Raw genomic sequence first — 24,776 nt, 5'->3', positions numbered from 1 at the left:
TTTAATACATACGAACATATTATACCTGATGTTAGTTATTAGAAGAATCGTTTTGCTATTTTTTTTTGATTTCTTTTATTCTTTTTCTTACCAATTGCAACGCATTCCAGCGCCACTTAAATTGTTGGATGCGCGAAGCAGTGGTCTTGATTTCCGAAGCGTTCAAACCATGACGACGATAATAGACCAATTGATCAGGAATAAAGACAACTCCTCGATAATAATCAGCTAATAAGCCAATCCACATATCGTGCATCGGAACTTCTTGCGGAATCGGTAAGATAATCTCTTTTAATCCCGATCGAAATGCCATACCGGCACCAATATAACTGCTTTTCACGAGATTATGCCAAAAACCAGAATGCGTATGGCGCATCGCTTGATAAGAAGGAACCAAAACTTCAAAATTATTGTCCACAATAACCAAATCAGAAATGACAGCCTGTGTTTGAGGATTATCAAAATAAGGCATTGTTTTTTTTACCTTATCCGGAAGCCAAACATCATCCTGATCACTCAAAAAAATAATTGAATGCGCACTTTTTTCAATTGCATTTGCAAAATTAGCAATCAAACCTTGTCCATTATTTCGAAAAAGCTTGATCCGTGAATCTTTTGCTTCCAACTCTAATAAAAATTCCCACGTTCCATCTGTTGAATGGTCGTCGGAAATAATCAACTCATCATGCTCCGAGAGCTGTGGGAATATGCTATTCAATTGTTCTTCAATAAAGTGACGGCCGTTGTACGTTGCCATACAAACAGATATCCGCTTCTCGGATTGCTTTAGCATCCCCTACCTCCAAATTTAAAAGAATTGCCAGCCCCATTTTTGAAAGTATTTTCTCATGGACTGTAAAAAAATGAAAAATAAGTGTTGATTTTTAACTGCTCCACGCTCATATAAATGAATAACTGAAAATTGAGGACTGTATAACGCCTTGTAGCCAGCTTGCTCCATTTTACGACAAAGATCATTGTCCTCAAAATACATAAAGTAGCGATCGTCAAATCCATTGATTTCATTGAACTTGACTAGATCCACCACCATAAAGCTGCCAGAAATCATTCGTACAAAACTATCTTGATCATCCGGTAAATCACGACATTCAAATTTTGCTAACCGTTTTGCAAACAGCCTTTTAACAAACTTAAACGGAATAAACCGAAGCATATAATCAAAGACATCTAAATGATTACGTATTAGGTATTGTGTTGTTCCATCCTCATTCAAGATTTTGGGAGCCAAAAGTCCACATTTGGGATGATCAGCTAAATGCTTAACCATTTCATTTAAATGATTTTCTGACAATATAATATCGGGGTTAAAAATAATTCCATAACCAGAAACACCTAAGAGATTCGCGTTATGTCCGAAGCCAAACCCTTTATTTTCTTCAAAGAACTCAATCGATACAAATGAATACTCAAGGTATTTTGCTAAACGTTCTTGGTATTTCACTTCAGACGCATTATCAAAAATCTTAATTTGAATTGATTGATCTTTACCTAGCGATCTGATTAATGAATCTAGACTTAAAAAAATCTTGTCGCTGTTATGAGTCACGATGCTAACAGTCACATTCATATCATTTACTTTCATAAGGGACGTCAACACTCATTTCTTGAAATATTTGCGCAATACCTGCGAACGGTACTCTTTGTTCCCAAAGAAACGAAAACTTTTTGTAATAATTCCATATTTTTCCGGAATCAACCCAATCAACTCTAACAGGAAAGTCAAAGCAAAAACCATTGCAATAATCAAAACAATCGTTCCCACCCTGCTCGTATAGTTTAATAATAATGCAGTAAAAGAAAATAATACGGCAATGGCGTAAATCGTTAATACAGCTCCACGATGAGTAAATCCCAAATTCAATAAGCGATGATGTAAATGCTGCTTGTCGGCCATTGAGATTGGCATGTTGCTTGTTTTACGACGTATCATGGCAAAAAAGGTATCTGTCACTGGAACACCCAGAATAATTAAGGGAGTAATCAAAGAGATAAAGGTAACATTTTTTAAGCCTTGTAAAGTTAATACAGAAATCATAAAACCTAAAAACAGAGCTCCAGTATCGCCTAGATAAATCTTGGCCGGATGAAAATTATATGGGAAAAAACCTAATATACTTGCAACTAAACAAAAAATAGCTAAAGATATAAACACCTGTGATGAATGCAAAAAGAAATACCCTATTATACCGATTGTCATCAAACTAATGATTGATACACCTGAAGCAAGTCCGTCCAATCCATCGATCAAATTCAATGCATTCGTAATACCAAAAATCCAAAACAATGTAGCTGGCAAACTCAGCCACTCTAAGTTAATTCGACCGAATAATGGAGCGGTAAAGAAGTCAAAGCGAATACCAGCGTAATAATAGATCACTAGACCAGCCAGTAAAATACCTATACTTTTTTGTTTTGGAGAAAGTTCGAACTTATCATCTAGCAAGCCTGTGATTACGATAATTAAAGCACCTAACAAAATTTTACTAATATAATCAAAAGGAATCGCATCACGAAATAAAAATAGTGAAGAAATAGCAAAAGTAATAAAAATCGGCAAGCCACCAGCACTTGGCATTGGCACTTGATTCATTCGGCGCGCATTAGGATTGTCGACCAAACCAGTTTGTACCGAAATTATTTTAAAAATCGGAGTCAAAATTAATGCGATCAAAAATGTTAAAAAGTACTTAATGATCAATCCGAATGATACTAACATGTTGACACCTGCCTTTTTACTAAAAATTATTATAAAGGATTCAACCACCTTTACAAGGTTCTCATGAAATCTTACAAAAAATCTTGAAATTATTTTTTCTTTTTAATGAAGCGATCCTTCAATTTATTCAACCATTTATTCAAACGATTAGATCCTTCCTTAACCTCTTGTCCTGTACGATATTCCTCGATAGTCACATTTAATACTCCGCCTAAAATAATAATGGTAGCGGCAAAATTCAACCAAAACATTAAAACAATAAAACTTCCAATGATTTGATATCCTGACACACGTTGAGCGAAAGTACGTGCGTAAATACTGAAGCCTTGAGCTAGAACTATCCAGCCCACCGTAGCAAAAACGGTTCCTGGCAATGCATATTTTATCCGTACATGTGCATTGGGAATGACAATATACAGACCTCCAAGGATAACCAACAAGCCAATCAATGTTACAGGCCAACGTAACGCTAAGAAAGTATTGATAATATCCGGTGAGAAACGCAACAATTGCTGCAAAGCATCCAAGATCACTTGTCCTGCACTGAAAAAAAGTGCGACAGCAATGATTGCCATCATTAGTACACCAACAATTCCAACCGACACAATACGGCTAATAACGAAATTTCCACGATCTTCAACACCGTACGCACGATTAAGTGCGGTTTGCAAAGCATTAATCCCACGACTTGATGACCATAATGCCGCTAAAACGGAAATGGAAAGCATTCCACCTGAACTGCTTTCTAACAAGCTTGTAATGGCTGGCTTCAAAAAACTGAAGACATTTGGAGGAATGGCCTCGCTCAAATAAGGCAAAACTGTTTCAGGAGTAATGTTAAAGTACGGCAGCAAATTACCAACAATAATCAAGATAGGGAAAAAGGATAGCAACAAATAATAGGCAACTACCACTGAGCGGTCGCCTATTTCTGTCTCTGCTAAATGTTTTTGGATTGATTGGATGAAATCCATTAATTTCTTGTTATTTTTAATTTTATCTATTGGCCCCATAGCATCCTCGTCGTTCTAATAAGTTCCTTCTTCACCTTGTGAAGTCAAGATTTTTGGTCCTTCTTTCGTAATTGCTAGCGTGTGCTCATATTGCGCACACCAACCACCATCTTGAGTATAAGCTGTCCAGCCGTTAGGATCCATCTTCATTTGCCAAACACCAGTATTAATCATTGGTTCAATAGTAATAACCATGCCTTCTTTTAATCGTAAGCCCTTGCCAGCCACACCATAATGTGGAATTGCAGGTTCTTCATGGATTGTTGGTCCAATTCCATGTCCAACAAAATCACGTACAACTGAAAATCCCTCGCCCTCAGCATAGGTTTGAATAGCATGACCAATGTCACCAATACGATTGCCCACCTGTGCTTGTTCGATACCTAAGTACATAGCTTTTTTTGTTACTTCCATTAACCGTTTAATTTCTGGTGTCACTTCTCCTACCGCATAAGACCAGCAAGAATCAGACATTGCACCTTTATACTCTACACACATATCAACCTTGATTAAATCTCCATTTTTTAAAGGTTTTTTTCTTGGAAAACCATGACAAATCTCGTCGTTAATACTGCAGCAGGTTGCATATTCGTATCCTTCAAAGCCGATTTGAGCAGCCACACCACCATGACTTTCAATAAAGTTTCTAACAAAGTTCTCTATATCCATACTGGTAATTCCCGGCTTTATGAAATCCCGTAAATGACGATGCACATCAGCCAGTAATTCACCTGACTCATTCATCATTTCAATTTCTCGGGGTGATTTCAAAGTAATCATTTTCTCGTCTCCTTATTTTTGTTAATTATATTCTGGTGAAAATATTCTTGTCGGTCATCCAGCTAAGCGAAATTCTCTTGATTGGAATTAATGCCGCTTTAAAAGTCTGTGAATCTCTGGACGAACATCCTTTTTCATCTTGTCCATTTTAACATAACCCTATTAAGCGAACAAATGGTTAGAGAACAGTGATTTCCTTTTGATTTCTATTTTGATATAATGACCATAAATTTAGCTTAAAGCTACGGATGTCCGTTCAACTTTAATTAGTTCTTCTTGCTTTAATGAGAAGACCGATTCGACATTCGAAATTGAATGAAATTTTCCTTGTAAAATTAATTCATTCAAATTAATAAGGAGGAATTCTTTTGACATTAGCAAAAATTGTTTACGCCAGTATGACTGGTAACACCGAAGAAATCGCAGATATTGTGGCTGAAGCCTTCGAAAATTTAGATGTAGATGTAGAAATCGATGAATGTACACAGGTTGACGCTGAAGATTTTGAAGATGCGGATATTTGTGTGGTTGCGACATATACTTATGGCGAAGGCGACCTTCCTGATGAAATCGTAGACTTTTACGAAGAACTACAGGAATTAGATCTAAACGGAAAAATTTTTGGTGTTTGCGGATCTGGCGATACATTTTATGATCAATATTGTAAGTCTGTTGATGATTTTGACGCCGCCTTTGCAAAGACTGGAGCCACTCGAGGAGCAGAAAGTGTAAAAGTGGAAATGGCTGCCGAAGAAGAAGATATTGAAAACTTAGAAGCTTTCGCGAAAAAGCTTGTTGCAGCTATAGCATAAGTGAAACCTAGATGTACCAAAACAATTGGTGCATCTTTTTTTGTTTTATGAAGGTTTTCAGAATTATTATATACATTAATGAATCTCATTTTCTTTTTAGAATATCGAAGAAATGCTAAGATAGGACTATCGAATTGGAGGGATAGAAATGGTTTTAGCTAATTTTGACACACTCTTAGAAAAATATGCCCATTTAATTGCAAAGGTTGGTGTAAATGTACAGAAAAATGACACTGTTGTCGTATACGCCAGTGTTGATCAAGCTGTATTAGCTCGGCTTGTTACAAAAGAAGCTTATCAATTAGGCGCAGCAGAAGTTATTGTCCAATGGAATGATGATGAAATTCAACGGGAGTTTTTGAGTCATGCAGCAGAGGAACGAATCAATGAAGTTCCCACTTATAAAGTAGATGAAGCAAACACATTTGCTGAAAAACGGGTCACCCGAATCAGTATTGTTTCACAAAATCCAGATGCTTTATTAGGTGTCGATACAAATCGTGTAGCAAGCTATCAAGCAGCCCGTGGCAAAGCATTACAAGCTGTGATGGAAGCCACGCAATCAAACAAATTACGATGGACAGTAGTAGCTGCATCTAGTCCTGCATGGGCAAAAAAAGTCTTCCCTAATCTCGAGTCAAGTGAAAAACAAGTTGACAAACTTTGGGATGAAATATTTAAAACAACTCGAATTTATTCAGATGATCCTGTTAAAGCATGGGAAGAGCATGATGCAGCAATGCGTGAGCAAGCAGAACGTTTAAACAAGGAACAATTTTCTGCTTTACACTATACCGCTCCAGGTACAGATATTATGATTGGCTTGCCGAAAAATCATGTTTGGGAGGGTGCTGGCAGTTTTGCTGCAGATGGTAATGAATTTATGGCTAATATGCCGACGGAAGAGGTATTTACAGCACCTGATCGCAATCGTGTTGATGGGTATATCACCAGTACAAAACCATTAAGCTATGCCGGCACAACTTTGAATGAAATGAAATTCACCTTCAAGGATGGAAAAGTCGTTGAGTTTTCTGCTAAAGAGGGAGCTGATGTCTTAGCCTCATTATTGGATATTGATGAAGGAGCGAAACACCTTGGTGAGGTTGCCTTAGTTCCAGATCCTTCCCCAATTTCTCAATCTGGAATAACTTTCTTCAATACTTTATTTGATGAAAATGCATCAAATCACTTAGCGTTGGGCGCAGCTTATCCCTTCAGTGTGCAGGGTGGAACGGAAATGACCAAGTCCGAATTGGCTGAGGCTGGTTTGAATAGCAGCCAGACTCATGTCGACTTCATGGTGGGTTCTGCTCAAATGAATATTGATGGCATTCGTAAAGATGGTTCAAAAGTTCCAATCTTTAGAAATGGTGATTGGGCTTAAATAAAACAAAAACAGCACGCAGAATTTTTTCATTCTACGTGCTGTTTTTACGTTCTCGACTGGAATCGAACCAGCGACCTATCGCTTAGGAGGCGATCGCTCTATCCTACTGAGCTACGAGAACATGCCTCTATTATTGTAGCGATTTTAACTTATTTTAGCAAGATGACTAACTTAAATTTAATGAAGACATTCTAAAAAAATGAAAAATTACGATGGTCCTCTATTACTAATTCATGAATTTTTCTCAAATAAGAATCCGAAGAACTTTGTTGCATTCGCTATTTTAAAAAGAACAAAGGGAAGAGACTTATTTCCGTCTCTTCCCTTTGCTCTTTTTACTTTTTTTCTTTTTTGGTTCGCTTTGTTTTATTGGTTCTTCTGTTAAAAGCTCTCCGCCAAATAAATAGATCGGTGAAATTGCTAAGTTCAGTTTTTTAGCAATTTTGATTAAGTCTGATTTTTCTTGTGGCGTAACAAAGGAAATCACAACCCCAGCGTTACCCATTCGGCCGACTCTTCCTGCACGATGTAAGTAACTTTCTTCGCTTAATGGGACATCAACATTGATCACAAATGACAGGGCCTCAATATCTAATCCTCGACTAGCTAAATCAGTTGTGAGCAATCCTAGGATCTGATGCTTTTTGAACTGCTCAATCGCCCCTTTACGGGATATTTTCGATTGGTCCGAAGCCAAACTGGCAACTGGCAACTGGTGATAGAGTAATTTCTCCTCAGCACTGCCCATATCACTTAACTGATTAAAGAAAATCATCCCCAAAAATTCGGGTAGATTTAACAAACGACGCAACTGATCAACTTTTTTACGCTCACTCGTCTCTAAATAAAAGTGTTGTACCTCACCTTGACTGTCATCTTCTTCGCTTACATCTACCACAATCAGCTCAGATTCAATCTTATTCAATTCATCTAATACGACATCAGCAGTTGCGGAAAAATACAGATGTTGCGCATTGTTATCCGTAGCTTTTAGAATGTTTCGAATCAACTGCAAGCTTTGACCTTGAACCAGCTGGTCTACTTCATCAAATACGAGTGTTTTGATGTTGGGAGCTTTGATTTTTTTTGCCATAATCAATTCCAGCACACGGCCAGGTGTTCCGACCAATAATTCTGGTTTTTTCTTCAGTGCTTCTTGTTGACGTTTGACATTGGCACCGCCGATCAAAGGTTGAACTTTCATTCCTGAACCGCTGATCCAGCTTCGAGCGACTTCTACAACTTGCATCGCCAACTCCTGTGAAGAAGTTAAGACCAACACTTGACTGGGAATGCCTGCTTCAAGTCTATTGATTAATGGCAACAAATAAGCTAAGGTCTTACCACTGCCAGTCGGAGCAATACCCACTAAATTTTTTCCTTCACTAATTAAGTCATAAACTTTTGATTGGATCAATGCTGGTTTTTGAAACCCCGCTTCTTCCCAATTTTTTTGTAAAAATGGTACAAAATTCTGATTATTCATGGATTCCTCTATTTCTCGTCCGCATCAAAAATGATGCCCGCACTTTTTCGCATATCATACATTACTTGATTCACATTTCGGGATAATTCGACCCATTCTTCATAGTCCGTGCCCAACTTGCGATCTGTTGGATTCAAAATCACTCGGGCAAACTCGTCTGCCTCTTCAACCATCGGATTCTCTAATTGATGCACAGCCAGCTTTTCTCTACGTTGGTGATTTCGATCATGAAAAATGGCTTCGCTAATAGAATTGACAGCATCCATCACTAAGGTTCCGTTCACTAAATAAATCTCAGATTGTTGAAAACTATCATTGATTTTACCTGTCCGAATCGTTACGTCAAAATTATCGTATCGTAAAACACCTACTCCAAAGCCGTCAACACCAGTTGCGATTTTTTGACCAAAATAGACACTTTCTTTTGGCATACCAAACCAAGCTAACGCCGCATAAATCGGGTATACGCCCAGATCAACCAACGCGCCGCCTGAAAAATGCGGAGAAAAAATATTGGGTTCTCCTCCATCCAAAACTTGATCGTAACGCGAAGAGTACTTCATAAAGCTAAAATCCGCGCCGATAATTTGATCTTTCGATGGTAAAAAATCAGCAATCGTTTTGAAAGATTTCTCATGAATATTACGAGCCGCTTCAAAGAAAAATACTCTTTTCTGATTCGCCAACTCAATAATTTCATCCATTTCTGTCGGCGTTGAAAAAGCGGGCTTTTCGACAATCACATTTTTGCCAGCTAAGATTCCTTGCTTTGCCTGCTCGAAATGAAGGCTGTTTGGTGAAGCGATATAAACGGTATTTACATGTTCAAGACCGAAAAACGTATCAAGATCAGTCGCATACTCGACATCGCCATACTTTTCACCAAATTTTTGTGCCGTATCTAATCGCCGAGAATAAACTGCCGCCAGGCGATATTTCCCCGTCTCATGAGCTGCTTGGACAAATTGATCAGTAATCCAATTTGTTCCAATAATACCTAAGTTAATCATAATTATAAATCCGCCTTCCTACGAAAGGCACCAATGAGGTGATGAAAACCTTAGAGCGCCTTCTTTCTTTTTTTATTCCGTGTTACCCTTTCCTTGCAGGTCCCTGGTACACTACAGAACCCGAGGAGGTGAGTGGCGGGGCTGTATAGCGGCAACCCCGCATAATTATATGGTGTCGGTCATCCGTTAAGGCATCAATGAATGGCGCAAACCCGTAGCCCGTAAACTTATCTCTTCCGAAGTTGACTCGATTTCGCCGGATGACCAGTCCCTACCAAACCTGTACTATTTTTTTACAGGAGGTTGCTATGTTCAAAATCTTTCGTAAAAATTGTTGTGGCTTGGATGTCCACAAAACGTGGATCTATGCGTGTATCGGAATCACAGATGCGAATGGTCGTACAGTGTATAAGCAAGCTCGCTTCTCTTCCTTTACAAAAGGTCTCAATGAATTAGCTGAATGGCTTGCTAAATACAACTGTAAGGATGTGTGTTTGGAATCTTCCGGTAAATTTTGGATCCCTGTTTTTAATATTCTTGAAAAAACTTGTTTTGTCACACTGGCTCATCCGAAGTACACCAAACCCCAGAAAGGAAATAAAACAGATCGCAAAGATGCAAAATGGATTTGTGATCTCTTTATGTGCGACATGATCAAACCCAGTTTTATTCCTGGTCTTGAAATCCGCCAGCTTCGTGATCTAATGCGTTATCGGACGAAACTGACCAACATGAAAACAAGTGAAAAGAATCGTGCTTTAAACTGCTTAACCGTTTCTAATCTGAAACTAGATGATGTTTTTAGTGATGTGTTCGGAAAATCATCCACTTCTATCATCCAATACTTGTTAGAACATCCCGGTGAATCATTTGATGTTCGACCATTTATCCATGCCCGTTGTAAAACTCCCGTTGAAGAAATCCAAGCGGCAGTTGAGGGGGCGATTTCTGTACCTCAAGCGATTAAGCTTCGCCAATGCCTCAACCATATTAACGAGATTGAGAAGCATCGAGAAGAGATCAATCTAGAGATTCAAGCTCTTGCAGAACCCTTCTCCCCTGTTTTGGAACTACTTCGTACCATACCGGGCTTAGACACTCAGCCAATAACAGCGATTGCGATTCTTTCAGAAATAGGACCGGATATGTCCGTGTTTCCAACTTCGAAACACTTTATTTCTTGGGCTGGATGCTGTCCAAGAAACGATCGCAGTGCCCGACGAACAAAATCAACACGTATCTCTCGTGCAGGGCAGTCGTTGAAACCGCTACTTGTACAGATTGCCAATGCTCTTCTCAGATCCAAAGAACATCCAGAATTTAAAAATCGCTATCGTAGAATCAAAGCGAATCGTGGACACAAGAAAGCTATCATTGCTATTTGTAAGATGCTCCTGACCGCTATCTGGAATGTCTTATCAAAGGTGGAACCCTATTCTGCTAAAGGATATCTGGAGCCAAAACCTGCGAAAGAAGAGAAAGTTCTGACGCAATCCCAAGCTCTGGACCTTTTAAGAAAACGCGGATATACCATTATAGATAGTGCTTAAACCAAAGTTACGTTGATTCTTCCTAAATAGACTCGTTGTCTTCCATTTCAAAAATTTTGAAAACGGTAGGCTTATTTAGTGTACCGTTCTTCAGGTATCTTCAAATAGATTTATTTTCAAACTTTTCTCCACCTTTCACTCATTGATTTGGATCAATAAATTCTTGTTTCAGATCAAAGGAGACAGACTCTTTAATCGAAATGGTTTCCTGATCTACTTCACAATTATACGCTAAAATTTGCACACCGTCTGCCATAGCCATTTCTGCTGCTTGATAAAGTGCCGGCTGCATCAGACGGTGAAGCGTCGCCGCTTGGATTGCAGAAAATTGTACGATAAATAAAACATAACAATGATAGTCCAAGGCTTGAGCGACTCGTAATTCCTGCACATGCTTTAATCCTCTGATTGTCGGTGCATCAGGAAAAGCGCCGATCCCCTGATTTTCTAATGTCATCCCTTTTACTTCAACAAATCCCTTTTCTTGTTGATCTGTCTCAAAATAAATATCAAATTTCGAGCGTTCAAAGACATATTCCCGTTTTAAATAAATGATAGAACCTTTTAATCCAGGTAAACAGATCTTCTCTGCCAAAATTCCTTCAGCTGCTAAAGCATTAGGAATCTGTGAATCAATATTAATCCACATATTTCCTTTTTTGACTGCAACAAGATCATAGGCTGTTTTCCGTTTGTCAGACGGTTGATGATTTACCGCTACTACTGCGTTGGAAAGTAATAATTCTTTGCACCGCCTTGTATTTTTTACATGAGTGATAATCTCTTCTCCAGATTCTAATAACCGACAACGGGCAATAAATCGATTGCTTCTTTCAGTAAAAGCTGCTAAGTGAATCTCCGAATACTTCATTAATTATCAAAATCCTTCTAAAAATAGTTAAATAGTCCTTAAGTCGGATGGAAAGATGACAGACTTTATTATATAGTATAACAAAGCCTATGAGAATGTCCGTAAATTTTATATCTTACATTCTCAGTCAATGAAATAGGCTAAGAAATCCATCAAATTTATTAAATTTTATCTATACAGTTGTGAAAGGAGTTTTTGGATGAGATTCAAATGGCCCGTGTTCCTCAGTGCGACATCACTTGGTGTGGCAGCAGTAGGTTCAAAAATTATTCGTAAACGTGACGCAAAGGACTTAAATAGCCTTTATGTTGGTTCTTGGGAATTCACTCATCCAAAAGAGCACAAACATCACACCATTACAATCTATCCTGATCTTTCAATTGTTTTAGATGGCACCGCTATTATCTATCAGCTTATTGAATTGAGTGAGCAAAAATTGGCAATTCAGGATCAATATGGCTATCATTTATTGATCAAAACAAAGAATGGTATTCCGGTTAGCCTTTATGATGAATTAGATGATGTCTCTTTTCCAATTACCCCTGTAAATAATTAGACAAAAACGGATGCCAATTTGGCATCCGTTTATTTTATTGATGAATCAACGAACGTAGAATCTGATCCACGTTTTCTGCGGCTTTACGGCCTTCACGAATTCCCCAAATGACAAGACTTGGACCGCGTCTAGCATCACCTGCCACATAAACTTTTTCATTATTTGTCGTATAATCTTCATAGATTTCCTGAACCCCAAAAGTGTCAAGTAAATTCTTCTCGGCTCCTGTAAAGCCCATCGCTAACAAAACAAGGTCAGCTTTTAAAGTTTTTTCTGTTCCGGCAATCGGTTGGAACTGGCTATCGACTTGCGTTGTCTCGATCGCAATTACTTGTCCTCGTTCAGCACCAATAAAAGCAGTTGTAGAGGTATTATAAGAAGTTAGCTCTGAGTTCTTCAATGCGCCCTCTTCTTGTCCATACCCTACGCGATTAATCATTGAATACTCCGGCCAAGGATTATTTGCTGTACGCTGAGCAGGTAATTGCGGGGTGATTTCTAGCTGTTTAACAGAAGCTGCTCCTTGACGAATCGCTGAACCAATACAGTCATTTCCTGTATCTCCACCGCCGATAACAACAACGTGCTTACCAGCGAGCTTTCGATCAGTGACTTTTTTTCCGTGCTTCATTACGTCTTTTGTACATTCAGTCAGATAATCTACCGCAAATTGGATGCCATGAAGCTCACGTCCTTTGATTTTTAGATCCCGCGGAACGCTAGCGCCACTAGCAATAATAATACGATCGTATTTTGCTTGCAGCTCATCTGCCGTAACGTCAACGCCAACTTCTGTACTCAATACAAATGTAATGCCAACTTCCTCCATTACATTGATTCGTCGTTGAACAATTTCCTTATCCAATTTCATATTCGGAATACCGTACATCAATAATCCACCAGCACGGTCACTTCGTTCATAGACCGTTACTTGATGACCTAGCTGATTCAACCGCCAAGCTGCCGACAGTCCTGCTGGACCAGAACCAATGATTGCAACCTTGAAGTCGGTCCGTTCAGTCGGCATGCCATCAGCTTTGACCCAATCCTGCTCAAAGGCATTGTCAATAATGAATCGTTCATTATCATGGATGGCTACACCTGAGCCATTCAAACCTTCTGTACAAGATTTTTCACAAGGCGCTGGACATACTCGACCAGTCATTTCAGGCAAAGGATTCGTTTTAGCTAAACGATCAAATGCATTTTTGAAATCACCGCGGTAGACATAATCATTCCATTCCGGAATCAAATTATCATTTGGACATCCTGAGACAGCTCTTTTTCCGCCATAGAAAATTCCGGTATGGCAAAAAGGAATTCCGCAGTTCATACAACGCGCTGCTTGTTTTTTTCGCTCCTCTACACCGAGTGGGTTTTGTAATTCTTCCCAATCTTGAATTCGTTCTTCAACCGGTCGATAAGGATTGTCTTTCCGAGGATATTTTAAAAAGCCAAATGGATCTGCCATCCTAGCCACGCTCCTTTCCAGCCGGTACGGTTTGTTCGCCGATCACTTCTATAAACGCTTTTTCGATCAGCTCATCACCTGCTAAACCGGTTTTGGCTAATTCTTCAGTCACACGAACCATTTCGTGATATTCTCTTGGATATACTTTAACAAAATGCTTTTGAGCATTTTCCCAATCATTCAACAACTCAGCGGCCTTTAATGAATCTGTGTAAGTCAAATGCTTCTCAATCATTTCTTTCAAGACAGCATCATCTCCGGTTTCGCCGAGTTTATAAAGATCCACCATCTCTAAATTACATTTGTCAGCAAACGTTCCGCTCGGATCATAGACATAGGCGACTCCACCAGACATACCAGCCGCGAAGTTTCGACCAGTTGGGCCTAAAATGACAGCAACACCGCCAGTCATATATTCACAGCCATGATCACCGACTCCTTCAACCACCACGTTGGCACCACTATTTCGAACACAGAAACGTTCGCCAGCCTTCCCGCGGAAATAGCCTTCCCCACGATTTGCACCAAAGCAAACTACATTTCCAACAATTGGAGAATTTTCCACGTCATAAGCAGCATCTTTAGGCGGTACAATAATCACTCGCCCTCCACTTAGTCCTTTGGCCACGTAGTCATTTCCTTCACCAATTAGTTTCAGCTCCATCCCTTGTGTGATAAATGAACCAAAACTTTGACCAGCAATTCCGGTATATGTGTATTGGATTTGACCAGGAGTCAGCTGATAATTACCAAATCGTTCAGCAATCCATCCGCCCATTCGCGCGCCGACTGTTCGATTGACATTATTAATTGGAGCGCTCATTTTCACTTGCTCCCCGTTTTTAATCGCGCCTTCTGCAAATTGATCCAATTCAGGCCATTCGCGTTTTTCTTTAAACGGATCTTCTGTTTTACGTTCGATGCCAATACTTGTTGATAACATTCGAGAAAAATCTAATGATTTTGCCTTGCCTTTTGCAATAAAGCGCGGCTCCAATACTTCTGTGTGGCCGATCATTTCATCAATACTTCTAAAACCTAGTTCAGCCATAATCTCACGCAAATCTTCGGCGATAAAATACATCATATTGATCAGATGCTCAGGTTTCCCAACAAAGAATTTACGCAATGCTGGATTTTGTGTCGCCACACCGACCGGACAAGTATTTAAACTACACACGCGCATCATTACGCATCCAATCGCTACCAAAGCAAGTGAGGCAAAACTATATTCTTCGGCGCCAAGTAAAATCGCCATGGCGACGTCACGACCAGTCATCAATTTCCCATCAGTTTCCAAGGTCATTCGTTGACGTAGATTATTCATCGCTAGGGTTTGGTGCGCCTCAGCGACACCCATTTCCCATGGCAAACCTGCATCACGAATCGAGTTTCGCGGTGAGGCGCCAGTTCCACCATCGTAACCAGAAATCACGACAACATCTGCGCCAGCTTTAACAACACCTGTTGCGATCGTTCCTACACCGGTACTTGAAACCAATTTAACATTGATCTTCGCATACGGATTAATAGCTTTTAAATCATAAATCAGTTGCGCTAAATCTTCGATCGAATAAATATCATGATGCGGCGGCGGTGATATCAAACGCACTCCTGGCGTCGATCCTCGAATTTCTGCCACCCAAGGAAATACCTTGTTACCAGGCAGCTGTCCGCCTTCACCTGGTTTTGCCCCTTGTGCCATTTTGATTTGTAACTCTTCGGCACTCATCAAGTATTCAGCGTTTACACCAAAACGACCTGAAGCAACCTGTTTGATTTTACTATTATAATTCTTGCCATCTGCTTGCGGTTTGAAACGTTTACGATTCTCGCCGCCTTCTCCGCTATTGGATTTCGCGCCGATACTGTTCATCGCCTCAGCAATACATTGATGGGCTTCTTCACTCAATGAACCATAGGACATCGCACCAACTTTAAACCGTTTCACGATTTTAGTTGCGGGCTCGACTTCAGAAAGCTTCACTGCCGGACGCTCTTTTTTAAATTCCCATAACGCCCGTAAGTTAGTAGGCTCTTCTAACGCTTCCTGATTCATCTGATCAACATAGTGTTTAAATAGTTGATAATCTCCCGAACGAACCGCCTGTTGGAAATTGTAGATCGTCTTAGGATTGAACAAATGATGTTCACCATCCGCTTTGTATTGGAAACTACCGCCAGATGCTAGTAAATCATTTTGCTGTGGCCCATAAGCTAATTGATGACGTTGTAAGTATTCTTCTTCAATTTGGTTTAACGATAACCCGCCAATACGGCTCGCCGTTCCAGTGAAGTATTTTTCTGTCACTGGTTGACTGATACCTACGACTTCGAATAATTGAGCGCCGTGATATCCCGCAATCGTCGAAATACCCATCCGTGACATTACTTTTACAATTCCCTTTTCAGCTGCTTTCCGATAATTTTCCAGACCATTTTCAATGTCAAAGTCATTCAAAGTTGCATATGCGCCATAAGGATGAATGCCGCTAGCACCATAACCAATAAGGGTGGCAAAATGATGTACTTCGCAAACTTCTGCTGAATCAACGACTAGGCTCGCTAACGAAGCTTTTCCTTTTCTCACCAAATAATTATGCACACCTGAGACAGCCAGTAAAATCGGCATTGCCATTTTGGTTTTTTCTGCGCCACGATCACTTAGAATCAAGATTGTCCCACCATTATCAATAGCGGATTCAGCTTCTTTAAACATTTGTTCCAAGCCATCTTCTAAAGCATTCTGTCCACCAACTGAATATAAGGTTGAGATAGTCACTGCTTTTTGTTCTTTTGTGTTCAATTGAACGATTTTGCCAAAATCAGCACTGCTGAGTACAGGACTTTTAATTTTTAATTTCTGACAATTATGCGCATCATCAACTCGGATATCTCCATCACGGCCTAAAAACATTTCTGTTCCAATCACTAACTGCTCGCGAATCGCATCAATCGGCGGATTGGTGACTTGAGCAAATTGCTGTTTAAAATACGTGAACAAAGATTGTGGCTTGTCACTCAAAACTGCCAATGGTGAATCATATCCCATTGAAAGAACTGGTTCCTCACCTTTTTCCGCCATAGGTAATAATTCATCACGGATAATTTCATCCGTGTAGCCATTCAACTTCCACATCTTTTGCAGTTCTTGTTCGGTCAACATTGCTGCGTCTTCTTCCGCTTCTGCAAGTTGTGACAGTTCAATTCGATTCTCGGCCAGCCAATCTTTATAGGTATGGGATTTGGCATACTTTTCCTTAATTTCTTGATTACGGTAAAATTTTCCGTTGATAGTATCAACTAAAATCATATTTGCTGGTCCTAGAACACCTTTTTCAATCACATTTGATGGTTCAAAGTCGACCACGCCTGATTCAGATGCCACTTGAACAAAACCATCCTTTGTAATCGAATAACGAGAAGGTCGCAAGCCATTTCGATCCAGCGTTGCGCCCACCATTTCACCATCTGTAAAGCATAATGCCGCCGGTCCATCCCAAGGGGCCATAAAACTCGCATTATACTCCTGAAATGCTGTCATTTCTTCCCCTAGGTTGGCCTTTTCCGACCAAGCTTCTGGCACCATCATCATCAATGCATGAGGAATATCACGACCGTTGCGATATAAATATTCCATACAATTTTCTAACTTCGCTGAGTCAGAATCTTCTTCGTTATACACTTCAATGCCATGACTCTTCATCCAATTTTCTGAACCACGCAACGTGTTGATTTCGCCATTATGAGCAAGAAATCGGAACGGCTGAGCGCGATCCCAGCTAGGAAAAGTATTGGTAGAAAAACGGGAATGAACAACTGCAATACTAGCTGCAAAATCTTCATCCTGCAGATCATCATAAAAAATCCCGACTTGATAAGCATGCAGCATGCCCTTATAAACGATTGTTTTGCTAGATAAGCTACAGATAGCCATTTCGCCTGCATGGTACGTTCTCTCTAATTTGCGGCGCAATCGATACAGTCGATCTTCAAAATCGCGATCAGTCTGAACTTCTAATGGACGCTTTATGAATAATTGCACAAAGCTAGGCATCACTTTTTGTGCTCCTGGACCACAATTCTCATATTGGAACGGAACATCACGTTGCCAAAGGACCAAGTACCCGGCTGCTTCAATTTCTTTTACAAGAGCTTGCTGTAAACCGTTCTTGTGTTTTTCTTCCGCTGGTAAAAAGAACATCCCCACAGCATATTGACCACGATCAGGTAAATTTACCCCAGCAGTTTTCGCTTCACGTTGAAAGAATTTATCTGGAATCGTCGCTAAAATCCCGGCTCCATCCCCTGTTTCAGGTTCCGCTCCCGTTCCTCCACGATGATTCATACGTTCTAACATCGTTAACGCATGCTTCACTAATTGATGTGAAGCCTTCCCTTCCATCTGAGCAATAAAGCCCATACCACATGCATCCTTCTCGAATGAGGGATCATACATGGTCGGGGCCTCTGTTACTTGTTGCTTTGTCATTGACATCAATCCTTTAAATAGTTTGACAATTCTCATTTATTTTTAATATACTACCTTTTTTTTTTTAGATAGGCAAGGATTCTTAGAATATTTTTTTTATTACTCATGTTATTTGTGTAGCAATTCTTCAAAACACCGGTCCAATCAAATGGAAAAAATGTGATATGTTTGGTAAACTTAATCTGATATGCCTCGTTACGAAAGGATGAACATCAATGACACCGAATCGCGAAGACTACTTAAAATTAATATTGGAATTAGGTGGCGACAAAGAAAAAGTTAGTAATAAAAAAATTGTTGCTGGTTTGTCCATTTCTGGCGCTTCTGTTAGTGAGATGATCAATAAGCTAGTGAAAGAAGGCTTGGTTGAACACTCTCCTTACCAAGGTGTTCAATTAACCCCGATCGGTTTAGAAAAAGCAAGTACACTAGTCCGTAAGCATCGATTATGGGAGGTCTTTTTAGTTGATCATCTTGGTTACTCATGGAATGAAGTCCATGATGAAGCAGAAGTATTAGAGCACGTGACCTCTTCACAACTAGAACAAAAATTGGATCATTATTTAAATCATCCAACATTTTGTCCTCATGGGGGAATGATTCCACAGCAGGATCAAACAGTTCACGAAAAAGATCGTCAAACCTTAGCAAGTTATCCTGAAGGCACCAATGTTCGAATAGCCCGTGTTTTGGATGAAAAGGATCTGCTCGATTATTTGATGGATCTGGGCGTCAAAATCCATGAAGAATACAAGATCACAAATATTGCTGCTTATGAAGGACCAATTACTTTACAAAATGAACAAAAAGAGGTTTCAATTAGTTACAAAGCAGCGTCAACAATTTTTGTTGATTCACTGTAGCTGGTCATTAACTTGTTATTATTAAAACGAACTAGGATGTTAATCCAACTTTTTACAGCACACATCAATCAAGTGAGGATTTCGATTTTACTTCTCACATGAGATACATTGCTTAGTTGGATGGTATTCGTGGAGAGAAAAATAAATTCATTAAAAGAAACTAGGAGTGGAATATATGGAACAGGCAGCATTATTTACCATATTTGGTGGAACTGGCGATTTAGCGAAAAGAAAACTATATCCTTCGCTATTTCGCCTATATAGAAAAGGCAACTTAGCAGAGCATTTTGCTGTAATCGGTACAGCGAGACGACCATGGAGTGATGACCACTACCGCGAGATCGTTCGCGAGACGATCAAGGACATTGCACCAACTGAGGAAGAAGCAGAAGAATTTTCAAATCATTTTTACTATCTGTCCCACAACGTCAACGATACTGAACATTACGATCAATTGAAAGAATTGTCTGATCAATTAGATGACAAATATAGTTTAAAAGGAAATCGCATATATTACTTAGCCATGGCACCTCAGTTTTTTGGAACAATCGTCAATCATTTAAAATCACAAGAAATTTTGACGTCCACCGGTTACAATCGTTTAGTAATCGAAAAACCGTTTGGCTTTGATTATGATTCTGCCAATGAGCTGAACAACCAAATCCGAAAAGTTTTTCCAGAACAAGATATTTTCCGAATTGACCACTACCTAGGAAAAGAAATGATCCAAAATATTTCGGTGATCCGCTTTGCCAATAATATCTTTGAATCCCTTTGGAATAATCGCTATATTGAAAACGTACAGATTACATTTTCCGAAGCGCTTGGAGTAGAAGATCGTGGCGGTTACTATGAACACAGCGGTGCGCTAAAAGATATGGTTCAAAATCATATCCTGCAAGTCGTAGCTTTACTAGCAATGGAAGTTCCAACTTCTTTCTCCAATAAATCCATTCGTGAGGAAAAAGTAAAAGTTTTACAAGCAATTCGTCGCTATGATTCAGAAGAAGTATTACAAAATTTTGTTCGCGGACAATATGACGCAGGAATGTTAGATGACAAAAAATTTGTTGCTTACCACGATGAACCAAATGTTTCTGAAGATTCTTTGATGGAAACTTTTGTAGCCGGAAAATTTTTAATTGATAATTTCCGCTGGTCAGGCGTTCCTTTCTATGTTCGAACCGGAAAACGCATGACTGAAAAAGGCACAAGAATAAATATCGTCTTTAAACAAGTCCCCGTCAACGTCTTTAATTTCGAGCAAGAAGAAGCCGGTGGTGGAGAATTACCACAAAATATTTTAACCATTTACATCCAACCAACAGAGGGCTTCTCGTTAACCCTTAATGGAAAGAAAATTGGTCAAGGCTTCAATACTGAACCAGTAAAATTAGACTTCCGCCAAAGTGCTGAAGTCACAGAAAACAGTCCTGAAGCGTATGAAAAACTATTGTTAGATGCCTTAAATGGTGACAGTACCAACTTCTCACATTGGGATGAAGTTGCAAACTCATGGGAGATTGTGGATCGCATACGTAATACGTGGGATCAAACTACACCAGGCTTTCCTAACTATGCAGCCGGTACAATGGGGCCACAGTGTGCCTTCGATCTTTTAGCGAAGAACGGACATGAATGGGCTTGGCAACCCGATCAATGGTACCGTGAACGCGGACAATTAGAATAAATAATTAAAGCTGGGAAATTTTTCTCAGCTTTTTTTGTATAGCTACCTCAAAGACATATGAATAAAAAATCATAAAGATTTGACCTGACTCGAATAATCATCGCAACATTTAATAATCAAAACATTTTGAGAAAAGCTAAAGAACCCGCATCGAACTACTCCGATGCGGGTTCCTTCTATTATAGTCTTTTATTCTAATCCTTCTGCTACTGCTTCTGGATAGTTTTCTTCTACAATTTGGGCACATGAGGCACATAAATGCGGAAGCTTTTCATCTTCTCCAACTGTCGTGCGAACTTGACGGCAACGATCACAAACTTCGCCATCTGCTTTTTCAACTAAAATCGCTACATCATCAAATACCATAGCATTTTCTGGTGCAGTATTCATCGCGATACTGAATGAATCCGGTGATACGATCAACAATTGTGCTAGATCAGCATCTAAAGCTGTCAACATCGTAGCCACTTGTTCATTTGGATAAATGGTTACTTTTGCTTCTAGTGATTTGCCAATCACTTTTTCATTACGAGCTTCTTCTAAAGCTTTCAAGACCTTATCACGGAAATCCATAAAGGCTTTCCATGTATCTAGCAATTCCTCTTGGTTAGGGAACGTTTCATAGCTTGGCAATTCCGCTAACTGTACGTATTCTTCTTCTTCCTTCAAGTACGTCCAGATTTCTTCGGTCGTATGAGGAATAATTGGCGTCAATAACTTCGTCAATGCTACCGCTGCTTGATAGAAGACCGTTTGCATGCAGCGACGTTCATAGCTGTCTTCTGCTTGAATATAAACAACATCTTTTGCAAAATCTAAATAGAATGATGATAGATCAACTGTCAAGAAGTTCACGACTGTCTTGTAGATTTGTGTGAAATCATATTTCTCATAACCTTCTTCACGAATCGTTTTGATTACTTCATTCAAACGAACTAACATGTATTTGTCAACCGAACGTAATTCATCATAAGCAACCGTGTGTGTCGAAGGTTCAAAATCACTGGTATTCGCTAATAAGAAACGCATGGTATTACGAATTTTCCGATAAACTTCTGAAACTTGATTCAAAATATCCATCGATACACGAACGTCTGCTTCATAGTCTACACTGCTAACCCACAGACGTAAGATATCGGCGCCCATTTGGTTAATCACTTTTCCAGGAACAATTGTGTTACCTAATGATTTACTCATCTTACGGCCTTCGCCATCTAGAGTGAAGCCTTGAGAAAGGACTGATTTGTATGGCGCAACGCCATTAATCGCCACACTTGTTGTAATACTTGAATTGAACCAACCGCGATATTGGTCAGAACCTTCCAAATACATGTCAGCCGGGAAGGTCAAATCCTCACGTTGACGTAACACTGCTTCGTGAGAAGACCCTGAGTCAAACCAAACATCCATGATATCTGTCTCTTTAGTAAATTTACCATTCGGTGAGCTTGGATGCGTAAATCCTTCAGGTAATAAATCTTTTGCTTCACGTTCAAACCAAATATTAGAACCATGTTCAGCGAATAATTGCGCCACATGCTCTGTAGTTTCCGGTGTGATAATTGGTTCCCCATCTTCACCATAGAAAATCGGTAGCGGCACACCCCATGCGCGCTGACGAGAGATCACCCAATCACCGCGATCACGAATCATATTATACAGACGAGTTTTCCCCCATGGAATGATCCAATCAACTTTTTCGATTTCGTCTAAGATATCTTGACGGAACTTATCAATTGAGGCAAACCATTGTGGTGTTGCGCGATAAATGATTGGTTTTTTCGTACGCCAATCATGCGGATAGCTATGAGTGAAGAATTCTAACTTCAATAGTGCTCCATTTTTTTCTAACAATTCAGTAACCATTGGATTAACCTTGTCATAATAAACACCTTCAAAACCTGGCGCTTCAGCTGTCATTACTCCACGATCATCGACTGGAGAAATAATGTCATTTCGGTAGTTTTTCCATGCAAAGTAGTCATCTTCCCCGTGACCCGGAGAGGTATGAACCAGTCCAGTACCCGCGTCTAATGTTACATGATCTCCTAGAATAACTAAGGATTCGCGATCATAAAATGGATGCTGTGCTGTCATGTATTCAAGATCTTTTCCAGAAACCTCTTCGAGAACTTTAGGATTTTCCCACTCTAATTCCTCTGCAACTTTCTCTAACAAATCTTTCGCAACAACATATTTACCTCCTGCCGCTTCTACCACAGCGTAAGTGTAGGCAGGGTTAACCGAGATTCCTTGGTTTGCTGGCAAAGTCCACGGTGTTGTTGTCCAAATAATGAATGAGGTATCCGTATCTAATATCCCTTTTCCATCCTTTACTTTAAAAGCAACAAAGATTGAAGGAGATTTGACATCTTTATATTCAATTTCCGCTTCAGCTAATGAAGATTCACTTGAAGGTGACCAATAAATTGGTTTCAACCCTTTATAGATATACCCTTTTTCAGCCATTTTACCAAATACACGAATTTCAGCTGCTTCATAATCAGGTGTCAATGTAATATATGGATGTTCCCAATCTCCAGCAATTCCTAGACGTTTGAAATCTTCGCGCTGCTTATCCACCTGTGACAAAGCGTATTCTTCACATTTTTTGCGGTATTCGGCCATCGACATTTCTTTACGCTTAATCCCTTTGTTTGTTAAAACCTGTTCAATTGGCAAACCATGCGTATCCCAGCCAGGTACATAAGGCGCACGAAAACCTGACATTGATTTGGAACGTACAATGATATCTTTACTAATTTTATTTAACGCATGTCCAATATGAATGTTCCCATTTGCATATGGGGGTCCATCATGTAAAACGAAGGTTGGTTTGCCTTCATTTAGTTTTTGTCGCTTTTCATAAATGTTGTTTTCTTCCCATTCTTTTTCCCACTGTCCTTCACGGTTAGGTAAGTTGCCGCGCATTGGGAATCCGGTTTTTCCTAGTTGAAGAGTTTCTTTTGTCTTCACTATTGATCGTCTCCTTTAAATTATAAAATTGAACATTAGCGATACAGTAACTTAGTTTGTCGCTTTTTTTTACACACGTACCAAAAAAAACTGGTAACCTTTGTTGGAATTCTCTTAATGGATAAATCAACAAAAAAACAAGCTTATCCGCAAAGGGACGAGCTTGTCGTGGTACCACCCAAATTTGAAACCTAAAGTTTCCTCTAATCATCGTTAACGCAATGACACGTCGATTATTACTTTTAATTCGTAACCGAATAATCCAGAGGATCTTTCTAATTAGAGTGTCTGCCGATCTTCCACTATCATCGGCTCGCTAATAAGAATCTAACTAGCTTTTCTGTTCTAGATTTCTATTCTTCGTCTGATTTAATCAATTCAGGAATATCAATTGTCAAGCCCATATCTTCTTGAGGCTCCTCAAGAACAATGGATTCACCTGAGTCTACTGCATTCTCAGTATCGTTGTCAAGTTCATTTGCTAAAACTTCCTTCAATACCTCATGACCATCACCAACATATGAAGACATTGGTTTCAAAACTTCTTCCCAGTCGCCGCTGCGTGCTTGATCGATTTGAGTTTCTAACAATAATAGTAATTGTTGATGGAAGACACGTGTCTTCTTCTTTAAATCATTTGTTTCAGCAGCCAATTGACGAGCTTTGGAAGTAGCATCTGTTAAAATTTCTTTAGCCTTATCTTCTGCAGTCGTTGTTAATAAGTTTGCCTTTTGCATCGCATTAGAAATTAATTCATCCGCACGATTTTGCGCAGAAGTCACAATAACTTCAGATTCTTTACTTGCTGAAGATTTCACTTTATCGGCAGTATCTTGTGCCACGACGATTGATTGGTTCAACGCTTCTTTCAATTCATTGAAATACTCTAGTTTTTCTTCTGAATGTTTCAATGCTTTTTCTAATTCACGATTCTTAGCGATGCTGTCCTCATAGTCGCGAACAATCATATCTAAAAAATCATCGACTTCGTCTTGGTTATATCCACGCATCTTAGTGGAGAAATTTTTGTTTTGAATATCTAATGGAGTTAATGCCATTTTTTTGCTCACCTCATAAAA

18 protein-coding genes, 1 tRNA gene and 1 other annotated feature are annotated in these 24,776 nt (G+C 39.4%); of the genes, 6 read left to right on the top strand and 13 right to left on the bottom strand.

Annotation, left to right across the window (positions count from 1 at the left end):
- Positions 1-55 precede the first annotated feature (55 nt).
- The 5 genes from OMU_RS14210 to map form a co-directional block, all read right to left on the bottom strand.
- Complete coding sequence (locus OMU_RS14210; protein WP_016180576.1) at positions 56-793, bottom strand: glycosyltransferase; 738 nt, start codon at positions 791-793, stop codon at positions 56-58.
- A gap of 15 nt (positions 794-808) precedes the next feature.
- The gene (locus OMU_RS14205; protein WP_016180575.1) at positions 809-1,603 is read right to left on the bottom strand and encodes a glycosyltransferase family protein; all 795 of its coding nucleotides are present in this window, start codon (positions 1,601-1,603) and stop codon (positions 809-811) included.
- A 15-nt stretch (positions 1,604-1,618) separates the two neighbouring features.
- Complete coding sequence (locus tag OMU_RS14200) at positions 1,619-2,737, bottom strand: glycosyltransferase family 4 protein (protein WP_016180574.1); 1,119 nt, start codon at positions 2,735-2,737, stop codon at positions 1,619-1,621.
- Positions 2,738-2,826: 89 nt separating this feature from the next.
- The gene (locus OMU_RS14195; RefSeq protein ID WP_016180573.1) at positions 2,827-3,750 is read right to left on the bottom strand and encodes a YihY/virulence factor BrkB family protein; all 924 of its coding nucleotides are present in this window, start codon (positions 3,748-3,750) and stop codon (positions 2,827-2,829) included.
- A gap of 15 nt (positions 3,751-3,765) precedes the next feature.
- Complete coding sequence (gene map, locus OMU_RS14190) at positions 3,766-4,530, bottom strand: type I methionyl aminopeptidase (protein ID WP_016180572.1); 765 nt, start codon at positions 4,528-4,530, stop codon at positions 3,766-3,768.
- 368 nt (positions 4,531-4,898) lie between these two features.
- Between map and OMU_RS14185 the strand changes: the two genes are divergently transcribed.
- The gene (locus OMU_RS14185; protein ID WP_016180571.1) at positions 4,899-5,342 is read left to right on the top strand and encodes a flavodoxin; all 444 of its coding nucleotides are present in this window, start codon (positions 4,899-4,901) and stop codon (positions 5,340-5,342) included.
- 148 nt (positions 5,343-5,490) lie between these two features.
- Complete coding sequence (locus tag OMU_RS14180; RefSeq protein ID WP_016180570.1) at positions 5,491-6,729, top strand: aminopeptidase; 1,239 nt, start codon at positions 5,491-5,493, stop codon at positions 6,727-6,729.
- A 50-nt stretch (positions 6,730-6,779) separates the two neighbouring features.
- On the opposite strand, the gene OMU_RS14175 is transcribed toward OMU_RS14180, so the two are convergent.
- The 3 genes from OMU_RS14175 to OMU_RS14165 form a co-directional block, all read right to left on the bottom strand.
- A tRNA-Arg gene (locus tag OMU_RS14175) sits at positions 6,780-6,853 on the bottom strand.
- A gap of 186 nt (positions 6,854-7,039) precedes the next feature.
- Positions 7,040-8,218 (bottom strand): DEAD/DEAH box helicase, encoded by a 1,179-nt coding sequence (locus tag OMU_RS14170; protein ID WP_016180569.1) that lies wholly within the window; start codon positions 8,216-8,218, stop codon positions 7,040-7,042.
- Positions 8,219-8,226: 8 nt separating this feature from the next.
- Positions 8,227-9,228 carry a Gfo/Idh/MocA family protein gene (locus OMU_RS14165; RefSeq protein ID WP_016180568.1) on the bottom strand — a complete coding sequence of 334 codons (1,002 nt, stop codon included), beginning with the start codon at positions 9,226-9,228 and terminating at the stop codon, positions 8,227-8,229.
- Between the two features lie 308 nt (positions 9,229-9,536).
- Here OMU_RS14165 and OMU_RS14160 point away from each other — a divergent pair, with 308 nt between their 5' ends.
- A complete protein-coding gene (locus tag OMU_RS14160) occupies positions 9,537-10,778 on the top strand; it encodes an IS110 family RNA-guided transposase (protein ID WP_016178709.1) in 1,242 nt (413 codons plus the stop codon).
- Positions 10,779-10,917: 139 nt separating this feature from the next.
- Here OMU_RS14160 and sfsA read toward each other — a convergent pair whose 3' ends face one another.
- Positions 10,918-11,649 (bottom strand): DNA/RNA nuclease SfsA, encoded by a 732-nt coding sequence (gene sfsA / locus OMU_RS14155; protein ID WP_016180567.1) that lies wholly within the window; start codon positions 11,647-11,649, stop codon positions 10,918-10,920.
- A gap of 199 nt (positions 11,650-11,848) precedes the next feature.
- Between sfsA and OMU_RS14150 the strand changes: the two genes are divergently transcribed.
- A complete protein-coding gene (locus OMU_RS14150) occupies positions 11,849-12,205 on the top strand; it encodes a DUF4828 domain-containing protein (protein ID WP_016180566.1) in 357 nt (118 codons plus the stop codon).
- Positions 12,206-12,239: 34 nt separating this feature from the next.
- On the opposite strand, the gene OMU_RS14145 is transcribed toward OMU_RS14150, so the two are convergent.
- Both OMU_RS14145 and gltB read right to left on the bottom strand, forming a co-directional pair.
- Positions 12,240-13,676, bottom strand: a complete 1,437-nt coding sequence (locus OMU_RS14145) for a glutamate synthase subunit beta (RefSeq protein ID WP_016180565.1) — start codon at positions 13,674-13,676, stop codon at positions 12,240-12,242.
- Between the two features lies 1 nt (position 13,677).
- Positions 13,678-18,174 carry a glutamate synthase large subunit gene (gltB, locus tag OMU_RS14140; protein WP_370447996.1) on the bottom strand — a complete coding sequence of 1,499 codons (4,497 nt, stop codon included), beginning with the start codon at positions 18,172-18,174 and terminating at the stop codon, positions 13,678-13,680.
- Positions 18,175-18,383: 209 nt separating this feature from the next.
- Here gltB and efaR point away from each other — a divergent pair, with 209 nt between their 5' ends.
- Both efaR and zwf read left to right on the top strand, forming a co-directional pair.
- Entirely contained in the window at positions 18,384-19,031 is a 648-nt protein-coding gene (efaR, locus tag OMU_RS14135; protein WP_016180563.1) for a transcriptional regulator EfaR, read from the top strand.
- 175 nt (positions 19,032-19,206) lie between these two features.
- Positions 19,207-20,721: a glucose-6-phosphate dehydrogenase gene (gene zwf, locus OMU_RS14130; protein ID WP_016180562.1), complete on the top strand. Its 1,515-nt coding sequence runs from the start codon at positions 19,207-19,209 to the stop codon at positions 20,719-20,721.
- A 189-nt stretch (positions 20,722-20,910) separates the two neighbouring features.
- Here the strand turns inward: zwf and ileS are convergent, their stop codons facing one another.
- The gene (gene ileS, locus OMU_RS14125; RefSeq protein ID WP_016180561.1) at positions 20,911-23,697 is read right to left on the bottom strand and encodes an isoleucine--tRNA ligase; all 2,787 of its coding nucleotides are present in this window, start codon (positions 23,695-23,697) and stop codon (positions 20,911-20,913) included.
- A gap of 150 nt (positions 23,698-23,847) precedes the next feature.
- Positions 23,848-24,055, bottom strand: a binding site (T-box leader).
- Entirely contained in the window at positions 24,051-24,755 is a 705-nt protein-coding gene (locus tag OMU_RS14120; protein WP_016180560.1) for a DivIVA domain-containing protein, read from the bottom strand. It overlaps the preceding feature by 5 nt.
- Positions 24,756-24,776: the final 21 nt, after the last annotated feature.

Source organism: Enterococcus avium ATCC 14025 (assembly GCF_000406965.1).
GTDB lineage: Bacteria > Bacillota > Bacilli > Lactobacillales > Enterococcaceae > Enterococcus_A > Enterococcus_A avium.
This window is presented reverse-complemented; position numbering and strand designations above follow the sequence as displayed.